A 19,834-nucleotide genomic window follows, 5' to 3' on the forward strand; every position below is an offset into this window, starting at 1 on the left:
TCGCAAAGGTATAATTAAAGCCTGACCTCACTATACTCGCGGCAGAACAAAATATTTTTTAAAAATACAGAAAGGCGTGCGAACCCCTTTGCGGAAATAGTCATCGTGAACCCTTGCAGGATGATTCACGGCGTTTCTTTAACGGCAGTCAAAGAGCACAAGGATGCGATTAACCACTAAACTTTCCGCCCTCATCACTTTTGTCAGCGCGCTGGTCATGCTTGTTATGCTGGTGTGTGGCGTCATGAGTTTCTATTACCTCAGCGATTTACGTGCCGAACACCGGCTGCAAACGATGGCCGAAGATGTCGACCTCGCGCTTGAGCAGCAAACGCCAGCACAGATTGCTGAATGGCTGCCCAGGGTAATGGGGCCGTTACGGGTCATTCGCGTGACGTTTCAGGAAGAGAACCGACCTGCCGCAAGCGTAGCCCGCCAGCAGGATGCGCTGCTGGAAGATGAGCCGAACCGCTACCGCGAAAGTACCATCCGGCTGAAACAGCACCCCGGTTACACTCTGCATATTGTCTGGATAGACATGGCGAAAACCTGGCTCACCTCTTTCACCGGTGCGTCAATATTAAGCCTGGCACTGCTGCTTGTTGGGCTGCTGACGCTCATCCTTTCTCTGACGCATCGCTGGCTATACCGACAGCTTGAAGGCATGGAGCGCCTGGAAATACGCGCGGAAAGGATCCTTAAAGGTGAAAGGGAGACGGTAAAGCAGGGTGCCGTACAGGAGTGGCCGCCAAAAGCCAGCAGCGCGCTGGATTTGCTGCTGGGCGATCTGCTGGAAGCGGGCGAGCAGCGCAATCGCGTCGATACGCTAATCCGCGCGTTTGCGGCTCAGGATCCCATGACCGGCCTCTACAACCGGCTGTTCTTTGATAACCAGCTGGCGACGCTACTGGAAAACAATGAAACCACCGGCGCGCACGGCATGGTGATGATGATTCGCCTGCCCGACCTGGACACGCTGCGCGATAACTGGGGGCATTCTCAGGTACAGGATTACCTCTTCAGCCTGGTCAACTTACTGTCCACCTTTGTTATGCGCTATCCGGGATCGCTACTTGCCCGCTATTTCCGTAGCGACTTTGCCTTACTCCTTCCTCATCGCAGTCTGAAAGACGCCGACAGTATCGCCTCGCAGCTTATTAATGCGGTAGACGCTTTGCCACCGACCCGCATGCTGGATCGCGAAGACATGATCCATATAGGCATCACTCCCTGGCACAGCGGACAGACCACCCAGCAGGTAATGGAAAGCGTCGAGCTGGCCACGCGCCACGCGGCGCTTTTAGGCGGTAACAACTGGTCGGTTAGCGAAACGCCGCAGCAGGAGTTCAGCCGTGGCAGCGTCAAATGGCGCACGCTGCTGGAAAATACGCTCCACCGTGGCGGCCCGCGTTTATACCAGAAGCCTGCCGTCACTCAGGAAGGACAAGTCCATCACCGTGAAATCATGCCGGGCATTTTTGATGGCGAAACGGAGGTCTCGGTGGCGGAATATTTGCCGCTGGTCCAGCAGCTCGGTATGGCAGAAAGCCACGACCGCCTGTTGGTCAGCCGTATCCTGGCCCTGATTAAAGCGTTACCGGAAGAGAGTATGGCTATCCCGCTAACGGTCGATGCGCTGCTACAGCGGCCTTTTCAGGTTTGGCTACGCGATATGCTGCTGCAATGCACTAAATTACAAAGAAATCGTATTTTATTTGAACTTGCGGAAGCAGATGTAGGTCAACACATCAGCCGCCTGCACAGGGCCTTTCATTTATTGAAGGGATTTGGTTGCCGGATTGTGATCAATCAGGCCGGGCTAACGCTGGTCAGCACGGCTTATATCAGAGTGGTTGAGCCGGAGCTGATCAAGCTGCATCCGGGGCTGGTACGCAATATCGATCGGCGGAAAGAGAACCAGCTTTTTGTGCAGAGCCTGCTGGAAAGCTGTAAAGGAAAGCCTACCCGGATTTTTGCTGCCGGGGTTAAAAACCGCAGCGAATGGCAAACCCTGAAAAAACTGGGTATTGCAGGTGGCCAGGGCGATTTTATTGCTGCATCGCAGTTGTTAACAGGTGATGCAAAAAAATATTCGCAAAGATATCGAGTTTAGTCTGCCGTTAAGCCGGATTTCACGTAGAATACCCGCGCGGCTGTGGTGCCGGCTACGGTTGACGGACGATGAAGCAGCGTCCAAATATGTAAAATTTTATGTACGTTATGTCCGTACAGCAGCCTTAAAATATGCGCGCGACGCCTGAATACGGGCACTTTGTCGGCCTGGCTTTTGGGGTTGTGTTTCAGGCGTGAGATAGCGTGATTTTTCACCGAAGCAGAGCGTTTTTGCGCCTTGTCGCTGCTTCGTGTGGTTGGTAAAGTAAGCGGATTTTATTTTCCGCCCCCAGCTAGCAGGATTATCCTTCAGTATGTTTAAAAAATTCCGTGGCATGTTTTCCAACGACTTGTCCATCGACCTGGGTACTGCCAATACCCTGATTTATGTGAAAGGACAGGGCATCGTTCTGAACGAGCCTTCCGTCGTCGCCATTCGTCAGGATCGTGCCGGTTCGCCAAAGAGCGTTGCGGCAGTCGGGCATGATGCTAAACAGATGCTGGGGCGTACGCCTGGCAACATCGCGGCTATTCGTCCAATGAAGGATGGCGTTATCGCCGATTTCTTTGTGACCGAAAAAATGCTGCAGCACTTTATCAAGCAGGTTCACAGCAACAGCTTTATGCGCCCAAGCCCGCGCGTGCTGGTGTGCGTACCGGTTGGTGCGACTCAGGTTGAACGCCGTGCTATCCGCGAATCCGCTCAGGGCGCAGGCGCACGTGAAGTTTTCCTGATCGAAGAACCTATGGCGGCGGCAATCGGCGCAGGCCTGCCGGTTTCTGAAGCGACCGGTTCAATGGTTGTGGATATCGGTGGCGGTACGACTGAAGTCGCGGTTATTTCTCTTAACGGCGTGGTTTACTCTTCATCTGTACGTATCGGCGGCGACCGCTTTGACGAAGCTATCATTAATTATGTGCGCCGTAACTACGGCTCGCTGATCGGTGAAGCGACGGCAGAGCGTATCAAGCACGAAATCGGTTCTGCTTATCCGGGCGACGAAGTACGCGAGATCGAAGTGCGTGGTCGTAACCTGGCAGAAGGTGTGCCGCGTGGCTTTACGCTGAACTCCAATGAAATCCTTGAAGCGCTGCAGGAGCCGCTGACCGGCATCGTCAGCGCGGTGATGGTTGCGCTGGAACAGTGTCCGCCAGAGCTGGCTTCCGACATCTCCGAACGCGGTATGGTGTTGACCGGCGGTGGTGCGCTGCTGCGTAACCTCGATCGCCTGCTGATGGAAGAAACCGGCATCCCGGTCGTGGTTGCCGAAGATCCGTTAACCTGCGTTGCACGCGGTGGCGGTAAAGCGTTGGAAATGATCGACATGCACGGCGGCGACTTGTTCAGCGAAGAATAATCAGCCCTGAAGGCGTGCGGCTGCCGCGCGCCTTGTTAATGATGTCGAGGACTACGCCGAGTTTATGAAGCCAATCTTCAGCAGGGGACCCTCCCTGCAATTACGTCTGTTTCTGGCAGTTGTGGTCGCGGTAGGCGTCATTATCGCCGACAGCCGCATGGGCGCTTTTAGCCAGATCCGCACCTATATGGATACGGCGGTCAGCCCATTCTATTTTCTGGCCAACGGGCCACGTCAGATTCTGGACAGCGTTTCTGAAACGCTGGCTTCTCGTCAGCAGCTGGAGCTGGAAAACAAAGCTCTGCAGCGCGAGCTGATGCTGAAAAACAGCGAATTGCTGATGCTTGGTCAGTTTAAGCAGGAAAACGCGCGCCTGCGCGAGCTGCTGGGATCGCCGCTGCGCCAGGACGAGCACAAAATGGTCACTCAGGTGATTTCAACCGGCACCGATCCCTATACCGACCAGGTGGTTATCGATAAGGGCAGCGTAAACGGCGTGTATGAAGGCCAGCCGGTGATCAGCGATAAAGGCGTGGTAGGCCAGGTGGTTGCCGTGGGCAAAATCACCAGCCGCGTGATGCTAATCTGCGACTCTTCACACGCGCTGCCTATCCAGGTACTGCGTAATGACATCCGCGTAATTGCGGCGGGTAACGGCTGTACGGAAGATTTGCAGCTTGAGCATCTGCCAGGCAACACCGATATTCGTCCGGGGGATGTGCTGGTCACTTCCGGCCTGGGCGGGCGTTTCCCGGAAGGCTATCCGGTCGGCGTGGTTTCTTCTGTAAAACTCGACACGCAGCGCGCCTACACCGTTATTCAGGCCCATCCAACCGCAGGGCTACAGAGACTGCGCTATCTGCTACTGCTGTGGGGTGCGGATCGTAACGGCACCATGCCGATGGCGCCGGATGAAGTTCACCGCGTCGCCAATGAACGCCTGATGCAGATGATGCCGCAGGTATTGCCGGCCGCCAGCGAGCTAATGGGCCCGCCAGCACCGGGCGCGCAGCAAACGCCTGCCGCCAGCCAGGCCGCGCCTGCTCGCGGAGGCCAGCCTTGAGCAGCTATCGCAGCCACGGACGCTGGGTCATCTGGCTCTCGTTTCTGGTCGCGCTGGTGTTGCAAATCATGCCCTGGCCTGAACAACTCTATATGTTCAGGCCGTCCTGGCTACTGTTGATTCTGATCTACTGGGTACTTGCGCTACCGCATCGCGTGAATGTCGGCACGGGCTTTGTGATGGGATCTATAATGGATCTGATTTCCGGCTCGACGCTGGGCGTGCGGGCGCTGGCCTTCAGCATTGTCGCCTATCTGGTCGCGTTTAAGTTTCAGCTTTTCCGCAACCTCGCGCTCTGGCAGCAGGCGCTGATGGTCATGGTGCTGTCGCTGGCGATGGACGTCATCGTCTTCTGGGCGGAATTTTTAGTCATTAACGTCTCGTTCCGTCCGGAAATTTTCTGGAGCGGCATCATAGACGGTATTCTGTGGCCCTGGCTGTTCTTACTGATGAGAAAAATACGCCGCCAGTTTGCCGTACAATAAGGAAGATTATGCTATCCCTTTATCTGGCTTCTGGTTCTCCCCGCCGTCGCGAATTGCTAACGCAGCTTGGCCTGCGTTTTGAACGCCTGAGTACGCAGGTTGCAGAAGAGAAGCGGCCGGAAGAAGCGGCCGCCGCCTACGTAATGCGCCTGGCCAATGAGAAAGCGCTGGCTGGCGTGGCGGTCGCCGAACAGGATCTGCCCGTTCTTGGCGCGGATACCATCGTCGTATTAAATAACGAAGTACTGGAAAAACCGGCGGATGAAGCGGCGGCAGCGGCCATGCTGGCGAAGCTTTCTGGCCAGACGCACGTGGTAATGACGGCTATTGCGCTGGCAGACCGCCAGCGGCAGCTTGATTGTCTGGTCACAACCGAAGTGACCTTCCGTATTTTGACCGCAGAAGATATCGCCGCTTATATCGCCAGCGGTGAGCCGATGGACAAAGCCGGTGCCTATGGAATTCAGGGGCTCGGCGGAAATTTTGTCAGAAAAATCAACGGAAGCTATCACGCCGTGGTGGGATTGCCGCTGGTGGAGACGGCTGAGCTGCTGAGCCATTTTCACGCTCTGCGCGAGATAAGGGAACAAGATGACGGCTGAATTACTGGTAAATATTACCCCTTCAGAAACCCGTGTGGCCTGGATCGACGGCGGCATCCTGCAGGAAATTCATATCGAACGCGAAGCGCGCAGAGGCATTGTCGGCAACATTTATAAAGGCCGCGTTAGCCGCGTTCTGCCCGGCATGCAGGCCGCTTTTGTCGATATCGGTCTGGAAAAAGCGGCTTTTCTGCACGCTTCTGACATTATGCCGCATACCGAGTGCGTCGCAGGCGACGAGCGCAAAAACTTCTCCGTACGCGATATCTCCGAGCTGGTGCGCCAGGGGCAAGATTTAATGGTGCAGGTGGTGAAAGATCCGCTGGGCACCAAGGGCGCGCGGCTGACCACCGATATTACGCTGCCTTCACGCTATCTGGTCTTTATGCCAGGCGCATCGCACGTGGGTGTTTCGCAGCGTATTGAAAGCGAAGCCGAGCGCGAACGCCTGAAATCGGTGGTATCGGGCTACTGCGACGAGCTGGGCGGCTACATTATCCGTACCGCGGCTGAAGGCGTGGGCGAGCAGGAGCTGGCTTCCGACGCCGCCTTTCTGAAGCGGCTGTGGACCAAGGTTCTCGAGCGCAAAAAACGTAATAAAACCCGCTGCCGTCTCTATGGCGAAGTGGCGCTGTCGCAGCGCATCCTGCGCGATTTTGCCGGTGCCGCACTGGACCGCATCCGCATCGATTCGCGCCTGACGTGGGAACATCTGGTCGAATTCACCAGCGAATACATTCCGGAAATGACGGCAAAGCTGGAGCTTTACACCGGCAAGCAGCCTATTTTCGACCTGTTTGATGTGGAAAACGAAATTCAGCGCTCGCTGGATCGCAAGGTAGAGCTGAAGTCCGGCGGCTACCTGATCATCGATCAAACTGAAGCGATGACCACCATCGACATCAATACCGGTGCCTTTGTTGGCCACCGCAACCTTGATGAAACCATTTTTAATACTAATATCGAAGCGACCCAGGCCATTGCCCGCCAGCTGCGACTGCGTAACCTCGGCGGCATTATCATTATCGACTTTATTGATATGAATAATGAAGAGCATCGCCGCCGCGTGCTGCACTCGCTGGAGCAGGCGCTCAGTAAAGATCGGGTCAAAACCGGCATCAACGGCTTTTCGCAGCTGGGCCTGGTAGAAATGACCCGCAAGCGCACGCGGGAAAGTATCGAGCACGTGCTGTGTCAGGATTGCCCGGTATGTAAAGGGCGCGGCACGCTGAAAACGGTAGAAACCGTCTGCTACGAAATCATGCGCGAAATCGTCCGCGTGCATCACGCCTACGATTCGGACCGTTTTCTGGTCTACGTTTCACCTTCCGTAGGGGAAGCGCTGAAAACTGACGAATCGCACGCGCTGGCGGAAGTGGAAATATTCGTCGGCAAGCAGGTGAAAGTACAGATTGAACCGCTCTATACTCAGGAGCAGTTTGACGTCGTCATGATGTAAATCAGCCGGGCCGTCCGGCTCGCTGATCAAACCCCAATTTTAGCCTGCGCGCCGCCGAGGGTTAACGTGCTTATGGTCCGCCACGGCGGACGTCAAGGAGAGGTGTGTGAGGCAATTGCCGAGGATTCTGCTACTAACCGGCGCAATAATCGTCGTTATTATTGCGCTGCTGGTCAGCGGCCTGCGTCTGGCAATGCCGCATATGAACAGCTGGCGTGAACCTCTTTTGCAGCGCGTCTCCTCCGCCATCGACATGCCCGTTCAGGCTAACTTTCTGCAGGGCCGTTGGGAAAACTTTGGGCCGGTGCTGGAGATCAAAGCGGTTCGGGTCGGCCTGAAAGATGGCGGTACGCTCAAGGTAGGACGCGTCACGCTGGCGCTGGACGTTTGGCAGTCGCTGCTGCATCTGCGGCCACAGTTCCGCGATCTCACTTTCTGGCAGCTTGACCTGGTCACTAACACGCCGTTGACCTCTGGCGACAGTGGCAAAATGCAGCTTAAGCCGGGTCAGTTCAGCGATCTTTTTCTGCGCCAGTTTGACCATTTCGATCTGCGTGAAAGCCAGATCAGCTTTCTGACGCTTTCCGGCCAGCGCGCGAAGCTGGCGATCCCGCAATTGACCTGGCTAAATGAAAAAACGCGCCATCGGGCAGAAGGGCTGGTCAGCCTCTCCAGCTTTACCGGGCAGCACGGCGTGGTGCAGGTGCGCCTCGATTTAAGCGATACCAACGGCTACCTTGATACCGGCCGCGCCTGGATGCAGGCCGATGATGTGGATGTCCGGCCCTGGCTGGGACAGTGGATGCAGGACAACACCAGCCTGCAAAGCGCGCGCTTCTCGCTGGCGGCGTGGATGAGCCTGCAGGACGGCGAAATCCACAGCGGCGATATTCTGTTGAAAAAAGGCGGTGCGCAGTGGCACGGCGACAAACAGTCCCATCACTTTACCGTGGATAACGTCACGGCCCATGTCGATCGTTTTGAGCAAGGCTGGCGCGTAGAAGTACCTCAGACCAATCTGAGCACCGACGGGCAAGCCTGGCCGCGCGGGCGCGTTTCACTGCTGTGGCTGCCGGAAAGCACCCTGGGCCCTGGCAGACCAGAAGAGCTACGCGTGCGCGCCACCCATCTGGCGCTGGAACGCTTTGACGCTTTGCTTCCTCTGTTTTCTAAAGCGACGCCTACGCTGCTGGCGAACTGGCGTGCGCTTCAGCCGCGCGGAGAAATTAAGGCGCTGGCTGCCGACATTCCGCTTCAGCAGCCGGAGCAAACCCGTTTTCAGGCCAGCTGGCAGGATCTGAGCTGGCAGTACTGGGAACTGCTGCCGGGAATGGAACACCTTAACGGTTCGCTGGCGGGTAGCGTAGCGGACGGCAAACTGAACTTCAGCCTGAAAAACGCTACGCTGCCTTATGGCACTATGTTTCGTGCGCCGCTGGAAATCAGCCAGGCTACCGGCGCGTTTAGCTGGCAAACCGGTAATGATGGCCTGAAGCTGTCAGGCAAAGACCTGGACGTACAGGCGCGATCGCTGTGGGCCAGAGGGGACTTTAGCTATGCTCAGCACAAAGACCAGGCACCGCGACTGGACATTCTGGCCGGTATCAACCTGACTAAGGCGGGCGATGCGTGGCGCTATTTCCCGGAGCCGCTGATGGGCACGAAGCTGGTTGACTATCTGGGTGGCGCCATCAAAGGCGGTCACGTTAATAACGCCACGCTGCTATTTGCGGGCAATCCCGAACTTTTCCCCTTCAAGCATAACGACGGCATGTTCCAGGTCAGGGTGCCGTTACGCCAGGCGACCTATCAGTTCCAGCCGGGCTGGCCGGATCTGCAAAAGCTGGATATCGATCTGAACTTTTTAAACGATGGACTGTTTATGAAGGCGCAGCAGACGCTGCTGGGCAAGGTGCAGGGCAGAAATATCGCGGCGGCTATTCCGGATTATATGAAGGAAAGGCTGATTATCGACAGCGATATCAGCGGCTCGGGCCTGGAGATAGGGCGCTATTTCAATCAGACACCGCTCAAGTCCTCGCTGGGTGCCGCGCTTGATGAACTCCAGGTGGGCGGCGATGTAAGCGGTCGCTTACATTTAAATATCCCGCTGGATGGGGAAAAGGTGAAAGCCAGCGGCGACGTCAATCTGCGCGATAATGCCCTGTTCATCAAGCCGCTCAACAGCACTATTAAACAGCTCAGCGGCCGCTTCACTTACGACAACGGTAATCTGCAAAGCGGCCCCCTGACCGCAAGCTGGTTTGGGCAGCCCATTAACGTCACCTTTAATACGCAGGAAGGCGAGAAAGACTACCAGATTGGCGTAGATCTGAAAGGCGACTGGCAGCCCGCTAAAACAGAGGGTATCCCTTCTGCGCTGAAGGAAAAGCTGGGCGGTTCCGCCAGCTGGCAAAGTGCGGTGCAAATTGCGCTACCGCACGACGGCGGGGCAAACTATAAGATAGCGCTGACGGGCGACTTGAAAAATGTAAGCAGTCACTTACCGTCGCCGCTGGATAAGCCGCAGAATGAAGCGATGCCGGTTAAAGTAGAAGCGCAGGGAAATCTTTCGGCATTTACGCTGCACGGCGCGGTTGGTGAAAATCATCGCTTTAACAGCCGCTGGCTGCTGGGCAAACAGCTGCGCGTCGATCGTGGCGTCTGGGAAAACAACGCGACGCGAACGCCCGACCTGCCGGAAACGTCCGGTATGGTGCTCAACCTGCCGCCGCTGGATGGCGAGGCCTGGCTGGGCCTGCTGGCAGGCGGTTCGGGCGCTGCTGGCGCCTCAGGCAAAGGGCAGGCTTATCTCCCCGGCAATATCACGTTACGGACGCCTGCTTTAACGCTGGGCGGTCAGCGCTGGCAGGATCTGCAGGTCACGCTAAACCAGACGGTGTCAGGCGAAAACGTCGTGCAGGCTAAAGGGCGTGAAATCAACGGCAAGCTGGTGATGAAGCAGCATTCGCCGTGGCAGGGCCAGCTTACTTATCTTTATTACAACCCACAGTGGTCAGACGCCGGCGGCGCTTCGCCGTTTGGTGACGATAAAGCGAAGGGCATCGATTTCAGCAGCTGGCCCGCTCTGAATCTGAACTGCGACGAGTGCTGGCTGCGTGGACAACGCTTTGGTCGTATCCAGGCGAATCTTAGCCACACCAGCGACACGCTGACCTTACAAAATGGCCTGATTGATACCGGCAAGGCTCGTCTCAAGGTAGAGGGTGAATGGGTCAACCGTCCTGGCGCGCAACGCACGGCGCTGAAGGGCACGCTTAGCGGCGCAAAAATCAATGAAGCTACCGGCTGGTTTGGCGTTAATTCGCCTTTAAAGGATGCACCTTTCAATATTCACTACGATCTGCACTGGCAGGCAGCACCGTGGCAGCCGTCGGTAACTACGCTGAGCGGCCTGCTGAAATCCCATTTCGGTGCGGGGCAAATTGCGGATGTGAACACCGGAGCCGCCGGACAGATACTGCGCCTGATGAGCTTTGACGCGCTGCTACGCAAGCTGCGCCTTGATTTTTCAGATACTTTCAGCCAGGGCTTCTATTTTGATTCCGTCAACGGCACTGCCTGGATTGAAAAAGGCGTATTGCATACCGATAACCTGCTGGTGGACGGGCTGGAAGCCGATATCGCCATGCAGGGCAAACTTGACCTGGTGAAGCGGCAGATTGATATGGAAGCGGTCGTCGCGCCGGAAATCTCCGCTACCGTCGGCGTGGCAACGGCATTTGCGGTCAATCCGGTTATCGGCGCGGCGGTTTTTGCCGCCAGCAAAGTGCTGGGACCGCTGTGGCATAAAATTTCGGTGCTGCGCTATCATATCTCCGGGCCGATGGATAAGCCGCAGATTGACGAAGTGCTGCGTAAACCGCGGGAAAAGAGCGCGAAGTGAATTTGACGTGACCGGGGAATTGCCTCAGGCTATAGAGAATAACCGCCAGCGACGACTGGCTCCCTAACAGAGCGAGAATACATGAGTCTGAATCTGGTAAGTGAACAGTTACTAACTGCTAATAATATCAACCAACAGGATCTCTTTTCCCTTCTCGGTCAGCTCTCTGAACGCAAGCTGGATTATGCAGATCTCTACTTTCAGTCCAGCTACCACGAATCCTGGGTGCTGGAAGACCGGATTATTAAAGACGGCTCCTGGAATATTGACCAGGGCGTTGGCGTGCGCGCCATCAGCGGCGAAAAAACGGGCTTCGCCTATGCCGACCAGATAACCCTTAACGCCCTGACGCAAAGCGCGACGGCCGCTCGCAGCATCGTGCGCGAGCAGGGCAACGGCAAAGCGCATACGCTTGGCGCAGTCCTGAACCGCCAGCTCTATCCTGCCGTTGACCCGCTGCAAAGCCTCACGCGTGAAGAAAAAATCGCCTTGCTGCATCGCGTTGATGCGGCGGCGCGCGCGGCAGACAAACGCGTGCAGGAAGTCAGCGCCAGCCTTAGCGGCGTGTATGAAATGGTGCTGGTTGCCGCTACCGATGGCACGCTGGCGGCTGATGTCCGTCCGCTGGTACGCCTTTCCGTCAGCGTGCAGGTAGAAGATAACGGCAAGCGCGAACGCGGCTCCAGCGGCGGCGGCGGACGTTTTGGCTACGAGTTTTTCCTGGCGGACGAGTCGGGCGAAATTCGTGCGGAAGCCTGGGCGCGTGAAGCGGTGCGTATGGCGCTGGTCAATCTTAGCGCCGTGGCCGCACCGGCAGGCACTATTCCCGTCGTGCTTGGCGCGGGCTGGCCGGGCGTGCTGCTGCATGAAGCGGTAGGCCACGGCCTGGAAGGCGACTTTAACCGTCGCGGCACCTCGGTATTCAGCGGGCAGATGGGGCAGAAAGTGGCGTCCGATCTGTGCACCGTAGTGGATGACGGCACCATCGAAGGCCTGCGCGGCTCGCTGGCGGTAGATGACGAAGGCGTGCCGGGTCAGTATAACGTGCTGATTGAAAACGGCATTCTGAAAGGTTATATGCAGGATAAGCTCAATGCGCGCCTGATGGGCGTTAAGCCTACCGGCAACGGCCGCCGTGAATCTTATGCGCACCTGCCGATGCCGCGCATGACCAATACCTATATGCTGGCCGGAAAATCCACGCCGGAAGAGATCATTGCCAGCGTAGAGTACGGCCTTTATGCGCCAAACTTCGGCGGCGGTCAGGTAGATATCACTTCCGGTAAGTTTGTTTTCTCAACGTCCGAAGCCTATCTGATCGAGAACGGCAAGGTGACTAAACCGGTGAAGGGCGCGACCTTAATCGGTTCCGGTATTGAAGCGATGCAGCAAATCTCGATGGTTGGCAACGATCTGGCGCTGGACAAAGGCGTTGGCGTTTGCGGCAAAGAGGGGCAAAGCCTGCCGGTTGGCGTCGGCCAGCCAACGCTGAAGCTGGACAAGCTGACCGTAGGCGGAACCGCCTGACAGGGTTATCTGAGGCATAATGAGGCGGAGTGCGTTTTAACGCGCTCCGCTTTTTTTTGCCGTTACATTATTCCTGCCGGTACTCCTGATAAATATCCGCCACCTTGTGGAAATAATCCGTCAGGTAGTTAATGCAGACCTGAACCTTCAGCGGCAGCTTATCTTTTTGCGTGTAGACCGCATAAACCGGCCTGGGGTCGGACTGATAGTGCGCAAACAGAATCTCAACCTTGCCCGCGTTAATTTCATCAATTACCCACATTAAAGGCACATAGGCGATGCCCGTTCCGGCCACCAGCCAGCGGATCAGCGTCTGTGAATCGTTAGTGGCAAAACGTCCCTGTGGCGAAAGGCGAATAGCGCTGCCTTCTGGCGAGGTCAGCTCGAAATCGTTATCGGGCCGCACGCTATATTCCAGCCAGGAAAAATTACCAATATCAGACGGTTTTTCCGGCGTGCCGTGCTGCGCCAGATAGCTTTTGGCGGCGCATACCACCATCGGCATGGAGCCAAGCCGCCGGGAAAAAAGGCTGGAATCACGCAGCGCGCCCACGCGGATCACCAGATCTAACCCGTCAGCGATCAAATCAGGAGCGGGAATGCCGGTAACGAGATTGACCGTCAGGCCGGGATACTCTTTCAGCATTTCGGCGGTCATATTCGCCAGCACGTTCTGCGCCATTGTCGAGGAACTGCCGATACGCAGCGTGCCAACGGGGGTATTGTTAAATGCGTACAGCTGCTCATGGACCTGCTGCGCTTCTGACATCATGCGGCGGCAGCCTTGAAAATAGATTTTTCCGGCTTCGGTCAGACCAAGGCTGCGCGTGCTGCGGTTCAGCAGCTTAACCTGCAGTTCATCTTCCAGCCGCGCGACGATCTGGCTGACGGCAGAAACGCTCATCTGCAGATGGCTGGCCGCCGCCGTAAAAGAACCCAGTTCGACCACGCGGGCGAACACGGACATGCCTTTCATTCTTTCCATTATTAACTCTGGCTTAAAAGTGATTTAGATCACATTTGGTAGAAAACAGATAGTCAGCCGCGTTACTATAGCACCGCCGGGTCACGATTCCGTCACCTGTCTCGCCAAAATGCTGGCTCCTGAATACGCTATTATTCATAGAGCGCCGGTTATGATAAGACCGCACGCGGTGAATCTGACATCATCACCTGTAGAGCAGCTGCTACCCCGTCCAGGGCGGCAGAAGATGTGTGGCGAAAGGAATGCCCGGTAAACCCGACAAGGATAAGAGATGAGTGTGCTTCCGGTTATTGTGATATTTGGGCTCTCCTTCCCGCCCATATTTTTTGAAATTATCGTGTCATTGATGCTGTTCTGGCTGGTGCGACGTTTGCTTACGCCCACCGGGATCTATGACCTGGTCTGGCATCCTGCTTTATTTAATACAGCACTTTACTGCTGCCTGTTCTACCTGGTTTCCCGATTGTTTGTCTGAGGTCATAGTGAAAGCGTTAACAAGAAAAATTTCCCGGTTCGCCATCACCCTTATCCTGGTTGCGATCGCTGTTGTTGGTATTTTCCACGTGTGGGTTTACTACACCGAATCACCCTGGACCCGTGACGCTAAATTTACGGCAGATGTCGTCGCTATTGCACCGGACGTCAGCGGGCTGATTACCGATGTGCGCGTGCGCGATAACCAGCTGGTGAAGAAAGATCAGGTGCTGTTTGTTGTCGATCAGCCACGCTATCAGCAGGCGCTGAACGAAGCGGAAGCGGACGTCGCCTATTATCAGGCGCTGGTGAGCGAAAAACGCCGTGAGGCGAGCCGCCGCAATCAGCTTGGCGTCTCCGCCATGTCTCGTGAAGCCATTGAGCAATCCAATAATGACTATCAGACCAGCGAACATCAGCTGGCAAAAGCCGTAGCAACGCGCGATACCGCTAAGCTGGATCTGGAGCGCACCGTGGTAAAAGCGCCGGCAGATGGCTGGATAACGAACCTCAACGTCTATCGCGGCGAATTCATCACGCGCGGCTCTACCGCCGTGGCGCTGGTTCAGCAGCATACTTTCTACGTGCTGGCCTATATGGAAGAGACCAAGCTGGAAGGCGTGCGCCCTGGTTACCGCGTTGAGATTACCCCGCTGGGCAGTAATCGTGTGCTGCACGGCACCGTAGACAGCGTTGCCGCTGGCGTAACCAACAGCAGCAGCTCCATAGACAGTAAAGGCATGGCGACCATTGATTCCAATCTGGAATGGGTTCGTCTGGCACAGCGCGTACCGGTACGTATCCATCTGGATCAGCAGCCGGGCAATCTTTACCCTTCCGGCACCACGGCTACCGTGATCGTAACCGGTGAGAAAGATCGCCAGCCGCAAGAAATGTCGCCGATGATGAAACTGATGCATCGTCTGCGCGAGTTCGGCTAAGCGCCATGTGGTATCAACTGCGCTTCCCGATCAAGCTGACCTTTGCTATTTTACTGGCGCTGCTGATTGGCTTTCATTTTAATCTGGAAACGCCACGCTGGGCGGTGATGACCGCCTGTATCGTCGCGGGCGGCACGGCCTTTGCCGCGGGCGGCGATCCTTTCTCTGGGGCGCTGCGCCACCGTGGCATGCTGCGTATTATCGGGACCTTTCTCGGCTGTATCGCTGCGCTGACCATTATGATTGCCACTATCCGTGCACCGGTGGTGATGCTGCTGCTGTGCTGCCTGTGGGCCGGTTTTTGCGTCTGGCTTTCTTCGCTTATTCGGGTAGAGAACTCTTATGCGCTGGGTCTGGCGGGCTACACGGCTTTGATTATTGTGGTCAGCGTGGACGCTAACGGCTCGCTGCTGCTGGCACCGCAGTTTGCCGTCGAGCGCTGCAGCGAAATTATTATCGGTATCGTCTGCGCTATCCTGGCCGATATGCTGTTTTCTCCCCGCTCCATTAAGCAGGATATTGACCGGGCTATCGACGGGCTGCTGGTCGATCAGTACAAGCTAATGCAGCTTTGCGTAGCGCACGGCGACAGGGACGAGGTGGATAAAAGCTGGGCCGATCTGGTACGCCGCACCACCGCGTTGAACGGCATGCGTACTCATCTGCTGATGGAGTCCGGCCGCTGGCATAAGGCTGACAGACGCTTACGGGCATTAAACACGCTTTCGCTGACCTTGATTACCCAGGCCTGTGAAACCTTTCTGATTCAAAACACGCGTCAGGAATATATCCCGCCGCAGTTTCACCTGTTTTTTGAAAAGCCGGTCGAAAACGTGGCGGACGTTCACAAGCGCATGAAATTGATGCGCCGTGTTATTACCGCCAGCGGCAGCAAGAATACGCCGCTTACCGTCAGCAACTGGGTAGGGGCCGCTTCACGTTATCTGCTACTGCTAAAAGGCACCAAAACCAACAGCAGTATTAGTCGTCTGGAAGAAGAAGTCCTGGATGGCGAACCCGTAGTGAAAATGCGCTCGGCGGAAACTCGTCACGCGCTGATTAACGGCGTGCGCACCTTTGTAGCGACGGCGGTCGGCTCGCTGTTCTGGCTGTGGAGCGGCTGGACGTCCGGCAGCGGCGCAATGGTAATGCTTGCCGTTATTACCGCGCTGGCAATGCGCATGCCCAATCCGCTGATGATGGCAAAAGACTTTCTGTACGGCATGATCGTGGCCATTCCGCTTGGCTCGCTTTATTACATGTTTATCATGCCCGCTACGCAGCAAAGCATGCTGCTGCTCTGTATCTGCCTGGGCGTCATGGCGTTTATCGGCGGTATCCTTATTCAGCGTCGGCAAATCGGCACGCTTGGCGCGCTGGTGGGCACTATCAATATCCTGACGCTGGATAATCCCATGACCTTTAACGTCACCGCGTTTCTGGACAACGCGCTGGGTCAGGCTATCGGCTGCTTTGTGGCATTAATCGTGATTCTGCTGATCCGCGATACCTCTAAGGCGCGTATCGGCCGTACGCTGTTAAACCGGTTTATGTATTCGGCCGTGGCGGCGATGACCACTAACCAGCTGCGCCGTCGTGAAAACCATTTGCCAGCGCTTTATCAACAGCTGTTTATGCTGCTGAATATTTTCCCCTGCGATATCAATAAGTTCCGTATCGCATTAACGCTGATTATCAGCCATCAGCGCCTGCGCGATGCCGATATCCCCGTTAACAGCGATCTGTCCTCCTTCCACAAACAGCTGCGCCATACGGCGGATCGGGTCATCTCTGCGAGCAGCGACGCCAAAAGGCATCGCTACTTTGAACGCCTGCTGGCGGAACTGCATATTTATCAGGAGAAGCTGGTGCAGTATGAAGCGCCGCTAAGCGTGACGGAACCCGTGCAGCGTCTGGTCACTATGCTGAAAAAATACCAGACCACGCTGCTGCAAATCTAACCCTTCCCGGCTACAAACCTGCCGCGCCTGAACAGCGCGGCTTTTACCTACTCTGTTACCAATCTGAGATCTGCTACGCAGGCTGCCATCTATACTTATCCCAACGCTAACTCAACGGGAGAACAGGATGAGCACTTCGCTTTCTGACCACGAATTATTCCAGACTGGCTATTTCACTAACGGCCAGTGGCAGCATACGGACGCGACTTTTGACGTAGTGAATCCGGCAACGGGTGAGGTCGTCGCACAGGTCGCACGTGCCGGGAAAGAGGAAACCGAGCGGGCGATTGCCGCAGCCAAAGAGGCGTTTCCAGCCTGGCGTGCGAAAACGGCTAAAGAGCGCAGCGAAATTCTTTACCGCTGGTATCAGCTGATTATCGATAACAAAGCCTGGCTGGGCAAACTGATGACCGCCGAACAGGGCAAACCGGTGAAGGAAGCCGAAGGCGAGGTCGATTACGCCGCCAGCTTTATTCAGTGGTTTGCCGAGCAGGCCAAGCGCGCTAACGGCGAAATTATTCCACCGGCCAAAGCGGGTTCGCGCATTCTGGCCACGCGCGAGCCTGTTGGCGTCGTGGCGGCTATCACGCCCTGGAACTTCCCTATGGCAATGTTGACCCGCAAGCTTGGCCCTGCGCTGGCGGCTGGCTGTACCGGCATTATCAAACCGGCCAACAATACGCCGCTGTCGGCCTTTGCTCTGGTGGCGCTGGCTAAAAAAGCGGGCGTACCGGATGGCGTGCTTAACGCCGTCGCGGGCGATACTAAAGCGATAAGCGAAGCCATTATGGCCAGCTCTGCCGTCAGGAAAATCTCTTTTACCGGTTCGACAGAGGTAGGCAAGCTGCTGATGCGTAATGCGGCGGAGACCATGAAAAAAGTCTCTATGGAGCTGGGCGGCAACGCGGCCTATATCGTTTTTGATGATGCGGATATCGACGCTGCGGTTAAAGGTGCTATTGCCAATAAGTTCCGCAATGCGGGCCAGGTCTGCGTCAGCGTCAACCGTTTCTACATCCATAACAGCGTTTACGATCGCTTCGTTAGCCAGCTGGCAGAAGAGGTTAACCAGCTGAAAGTGGGTAACGGCATGGAGGAGGGCGTGGTCGTTGGGCCGCTGATTGAAGCTTCCGCCGTGAAAAAAGTGGAAGAGCACGTTAACGATGCGAAAGCGAAGGGCGGGAAAATTGTGGCCGGCGGCGAGCGACATCAGCTGGGCGGCAATTTCTGGCAGCCGACGGTCATTGCCGAAGCCAACGAAACCATGCAGCTGGCAAAAGAAGAAACCTTTGGCCCGGTTGCCGCCTGCTTTCGGTTTGACAGCGAAGAAGAGGTTATTCAACGCGCTAACGACACGGAGTTTGGCCTGGCGGCCTATTTCTATACGCGCGACGTTCAGCGGATTTTCCGCGTCGCGGCGGCGCTGGAAAGCGGTATGGTCGGCATTAACGAATGCGCGGTTTCTACCGAACTGGCACCTTTTGGCGGCGTAAAAGAATCGGGGCTGGGCCGGGAAGGCTCGGTGCTGGGACTGGAGGAGTTTTTAGAAGTTAAAGCCCTGCATATCGGGGGCCTGTAACTCACCGGGCGGCCAGGCGTCGCCCAACCGTTTGCCCTGTGGAGCGGCCAGTATGAGAACAGAGATATTTGATTTTAATGAGATTGTAGACCAGGCACATTTCTTCCGGCAGTTTAGCGATCGCTTTGCGCTGGGCGACAGGCTGATTACCGATTTAGATAGTCTGTGGGATGTAGTGAACGACAAAAGCCTGCCGTTACCTTTAGATATCGTTTTTGTTCATCTTGGCTCCGGGCAAAGGCGACGCTATGGCGCATTGATTCTACTGTTTGACGAAGCGGAAGAAGAACTGGAAGGGCAGCTGCGTTTTAATATTCGTCAGGAAAGATAGAAAAAGGGCCCCGGCGAACGGGGCCAAAGGGTTCGTCAAAGACTGCTTAGGGTACAGCCCGAAGACGAGGAATTATTTATACAGTTCTGCCGTGGCGTGATAGTTGCCGTTATTGTAGGCCTCAATGACGCGATAGGATTTTGCACCCTGCTCGTCAGCTTTCTGAGAAAGCTGCTGGCGAATGGTGGTTGGCGCGCCGTCGATACCGCTTACGCTGATGGTACCGATAGACTGCATATTTTCATTGGCAACCTGTTCGTTGGTAACCAGATTAGCGGCGCTGGCGCCAAAAGAGATAACGGAAGCCAGGCTCAGTACAGCGATAGTCAGTTTAGTTTTCATTACAGATGCTCCAGAGTTTAGCGATAACCGAAAGGGCTAAAAAACATTTATTATTCTTGGGGTTATCGTGAGATTGTTGGGTACATTACGTCGGTTGTTTACTTACTTGTACAGCTCAGCCGTGGCATGGTAGTTGCCGTTGTTATAGGCCTCTACAATGCGATAAGCCTTCGCGCCTTGCGCTTCAGCCTTCTGATTCAGTTGGGCATTGATATCCATTGGCGCAGCGCTAACGCCGCTGACGCTGACCGTGCCCATAGCCTGCATGTTTTGCGCCTGCTCCGTGTTAACAGAATCAGCTGCAAAAGCACCAAAAGAGAGGGCGGATAACACGCTTAACGCGGCAATCGTAGTTTTAACTTTCATGATATTTTTCCTCGTCACTGTTTTTATCTTGTTTTTAGTGTGATTCACATCACGAAAAGAAGTATAGATCTAATAACGTAAAAAATTAATAGCATGCTAATAATGTTTTGTTGGGATACTTAAGCAATTAACCACCTTTTAATAACGTTCTGTTATAAAAAATGCTTATATTTTGTACCAGTGCAGTTAAATGTACGTAAAAACAGCAGGATAGGTAAATTTAACTATTTGTGCGCTAATCTGCGGCAGATCACACTGCGAGACGGGAGTCTATTACCTGAAGGTGCGAGAAGGGTACGTCCAGCCAGCATATCGTGCTGATTACGACGCTGTCAGGGCATA

The 19,834-nt window shown here is 55.5% G+C and carries 16 protein-coding genes; 13 read left to right on the forward strand and 3 right to left on the reverse strand.

Annotation, left to right across the window (positions count from 1 at the left end):
- Positions 1-163 precede the first annotated feature (163 nt).
- The 8 genes from csrD (at position 164) to tldD (ending at position 12,513) form a co-directional block, all read left to right on the forward strand.
- Positions 164-2,113 carry an RNase E specificity factor CsrD gene (csrD, locus tag ACMGGR_RS01650; RefSeq protein ID WP_246759776.1) on the forward strand — a complete coding sequence of 650 codons (1,950 nt, stop codon included), beginning with the start codon at positions 164-166 and terminating at the stop codon, positions 2,111-2,113.
- 313 nt (positions 2,114-2,426) lie between these two features.
- A complete protein-coding gene (mreB, locus tag ACMGGR_RS01655) occupies positions 2,427-3,470 on the forward strand; it encodes a rod shape-determining protein MreB (protein WP_003855260.1) in 1,044 nt (347 codons plus the stop codon).
- A 64-nt stretch (positions 3,471-3,534) separates the two neighbouring features.
- The gene (gene mreC / locus ACMGGR_RS01660; protein WP_414148012.1) at positions 3,535-4,533 is read left to right on the forward strand and encodes a rod shape-determining protein MreC; all 999 of its coding nucleotides are present in this window, start codon (positions 3,535-3,537) and stop codon (positions 4,531-4,533) included.
- Positions 4,530-5,018 (forward strand): rod shape-determining protein MreD, encoded by a 489-nt coding sequence (gene mreD, locus ACMGGR_RS01665; protein ID WP_246759780.1) that lies wholly within the window; start codon positions 4,530-4,532, stop codon positions 5,016-5,018. Before mreC ends, mreD begins: the two co-directional genes overlap by 4 nt.
- Before the next feature lie 8 nt (positions 5,019-5,026).
- Positions 5,027-5,620, forward strand: coding sequence for a Maf family protein (locus tag ACMGGR_RS01670; RefSeq protein ID WP_414148013.1), 594 nt, complete (start codon positions 5,027-5,029; stop codon positions 5,618-5,620).
- A complete protein-coding gene (gene rng, locus ACMGGR_RS01675) occupies positions 5,610-7,079 on the forward strand; it encodes a ribonuclease G (RefSeq protein WP_246759783.1) in 1,470 nt (489 codons plus the stop codon). Before ACMGGR_RS01670 ends, rng begins: the two co-directional genes overlap by 11 nt.
- A 106-nt stretch (positions 7,080-7,185) precedes the next feature.
- On the forward strand, positions 7,186-10,986 hold the full coding sequence (gene yhdP, locus ACMGGR_RS01680) for an AsmA2 domain-containing protein YhdP (protein WP_414148014.1): 3,801 nt from the start codon (positions 7,186-7,188) through the stop codon (positions 10,984-10,986).
- Positions 10,987-11,067: 81 nt separating this feature from the next.
- Complete coding sequence (gene tldD / locus ACMGGR_RS01685) at positions 11,068-12,513, forward strand: metalloprotease TldD (RefSeq protein WP_246759786.1); 1,446 nt, start codon at positions 11,068-11,070, stop codon at positions 12,511-12,513.
- A gap of 67 nt (positions 12,514-12,580) precedes the next feature.
- Here the strand turns inward: tldD and aaeR are convergent, their stop codons facing one another.
- Entirely contained in the window at positions 12,581-13,498 is a 918-nt protein-coding gene (aaeR, locus tag ACMGGR_RS01690; protein WP_246759787.1) for an HTH-type transcriptional activator AaeR, read from the reverse strand.
- 271 nt (positions 13,499-13,769) lie between these two features.
- Here aaeR and aaeX point away from each other — a divergent pair, with 271 nt between their 5' ends.
- The 5 genes from aaeX to ACMGGR_RS01715 all read left to right on the forward strand — a co-directional run bounded on the left by aaeX (position 13,770) and on the right by ACMGGR_RS01715 (position 18,784).
- Positions 13,770-13,973: a p-hydroxybenzoic acid efflux pump operon protein AaeX gene (gene aaeX / locus ACMGGR_RS01695; RefSeq protein WP_034890367.1), complete on the forward strand. Its 204-nt coding sequence runs from the start codon at positions 13,770-13,772 to the stop codon at positions 13,971-13,973.
- Between the two features lie 7 nt (positions 13,974-13,980).
- On the forward strand, positions 13,981-14,913 hold the full coding sequence (aaeA, locus tag ACMGGR_RS01700; RefSeq protein ID WP_246759788.1) for a p-hydroxybenzoic acid efflux pump subunit AaeA: 933 nt from the start codon (positions 13,981-13,983) through the stop codon (positions 14,911-14,913).
- A 5-nt stretch (positions 14,914-14,918) separates the two neighbouring features.
- Complete coding sequence (aaeB, locus tag ACMGGR_RS01705) at positions 14,919-16,874, forward strand: p-hydroxybenzoic acid efflux pump subunit AaeB (RefSeq protein WP_414148015.1); 1,956 nt, start codon at positions 14,919-14,921, stop codon at positions 16,872-16,874.
- Positions 16,875-17,001: 127 nt separating this feature from the next.
- The gene (locus ACMGGR_RS01710) at positions 17,002-18,453 is read left to right on the forward strand and encodes an NAD-dependent succinate-semialdehyde dehydrogenase (protein ID WP_414148016.1); all 1,452 of its coding nucleotides are present in this window, start codon (positions 17,002-17,004) and stop codon (positions 18,451-18,453) included.
- Between the two features lie 52 nt (positions 18,454-18,505).
- The gene (locus ACMGGR_RS01715; protein WP_246759791.1) at positions 18,506-18,784 is read left to right on the forward strand and encodes a barstar family protein; all 279 of its coding nucleotides are present in this window, start codon (positions 18,506-18,508) and stop codon (positions 18,782-18,784) included.
- A 72-nt stretch (positions 18,785-18,856) separates the two neighbouring features.
- On the opposite strand, the gene yhcN (ACMGGR_RS01720) is transcribed toward ACMGGR_RS01715, so the two are convergent.
- Together yhcN (ACMGGR_RS01720) and yhcN (ACMGGR_RS01725) are read right to left on the reverse strand one after the other, a co-directional pair.
- Positions 18,857-19,126: a peroxide/acid stress response protein YhcN gene (yhcN, locus tag ACMGGR_RS01720; protein WP_246759793.1), complete on the reverse strand. Its 270-nt coding sequence runs from the start codon at positions 19,124-19,126 to the stop codon at positions 18,857-18,859.
- 102 nt (positions 19,127-19,228) lie between these two features.
- Positions 19,229-19,492, reverse strand: coding sequence for a peroxide/acid stress response protein YhcN (gene yhcN, locus ACMGGR_RS01725; protein WP_246759794.1), 264 nt, complete (start codon positions 19,490-19,492; stop codon positions 19,229-19,231).
- Between the last annotated feature and the right edge of the window lie 342 nt (positions 19,493-19,834).

The sequence above is a fragment of the Erwinia sp. BNK-24-b genome, from assembly GCF_047456155.1.
GTDB classification, from domain to species: Bacteria; Pseudomonadota; Gammaproteobacteria; order Enterobacterales; family Enterobacteriaceae; genus Erwinia; species Erwinia phyllosphaerae.

What these genes read in the sequence shown, in the direction of transcription:
- csrD (WP_246759776.1), top strand. Translation starts at nt 164, where the DNA reads ATGCGATTAACCACTAAACTTTCCGCCCTCATCACTTTTGTCAGCGCG.
- ACMGGR_RS01710 (WP_414148016.1), top strand. Translation starts at nt 17,002, where the DNA reads ATGAGCACTTCGCTTTCTGACCACGAATTATTCCAGACTGGCTATTTC.
- mreC (WP_414148012.1), top strand. Translation starts at nt 3,535, where the DNA reads ATGAAGCCAATCTTCAGCAGGGGACCCTCCCTGCAATTACGTCTGTTT.
- rng (WP_246759783.1), top strand. Translation starts at nt 5,610, where the DNA reads ATGACGGCTGAATTACTGGTAAATATTACCCCTTCAGAAACCCGTGTG.
- ACMGGR_RS01715 (WP_246759791.1), top strand. Translation starts at nt 18,506, where the DNA reads ATGAGAACAGAGATATTTGATTTTAATGAGATTGTAGACCAGGCACAT.
- aaeB (WP_414148015.1), top strand. Translation starts at nt 14,919, where the DNA reads ATGTGGTATCAACTGCGCTTCCCGATCAAGCTGACCTTTGCTATTTTA.
- aaeR (WP_246759787.1), bottom strand. Translation starts at nt 13,498, where the DNA reads ATGGAAAGAATGAAAGGCATGTCCGTGTTCGCCCGCGTGGTCGAACTG.
- tldD (WP_246759786.1), top strand. Translation starts at nt 11,068, where the DNA reads ATGAGTCTGAATCTGGTAAGTGAACAGTTACTAACTGCTAATAATATC.
- aaeX (WP_034890367.1), top strand. Translation starts at nt 13,770, where the DNA reads ATGAGTGTGCTTCCGGTTATTGTGATATTTGGGCTCTCCTTCCCGCCC.
- mreB (WP_003855260.1), top strand. Translation starts at nt 2,427, where the DNA reads ATGTTTAAAAAATTCCGTGGCATGTTTTCCAACGACTTGTCCATCGAC.
- yhcN (WP_246759793.1), bottom strand. Translation starts at nt 19,126, where the DNA reads ATGAAAACTAAACTGACTATCGCTGTACTGAGCCTGGCTTCCGTTATC.
- yhcN (WP_246759794.1), bottom strand. Translation starts at nt 19,492, where the DNA reads ATGAAAGTTAAAACTACGATTGCCGCGTTAAGCGTGTTATCCGCCCTC.
- ACMGGR_RS01670 (WP_414148013.1), top strand. Translation starts at nt 5,027, where the DNA reads ATGCTATCCCTTTATCTGGCTTCTGGTTCTCCCCGCCGTCGCGAATTG.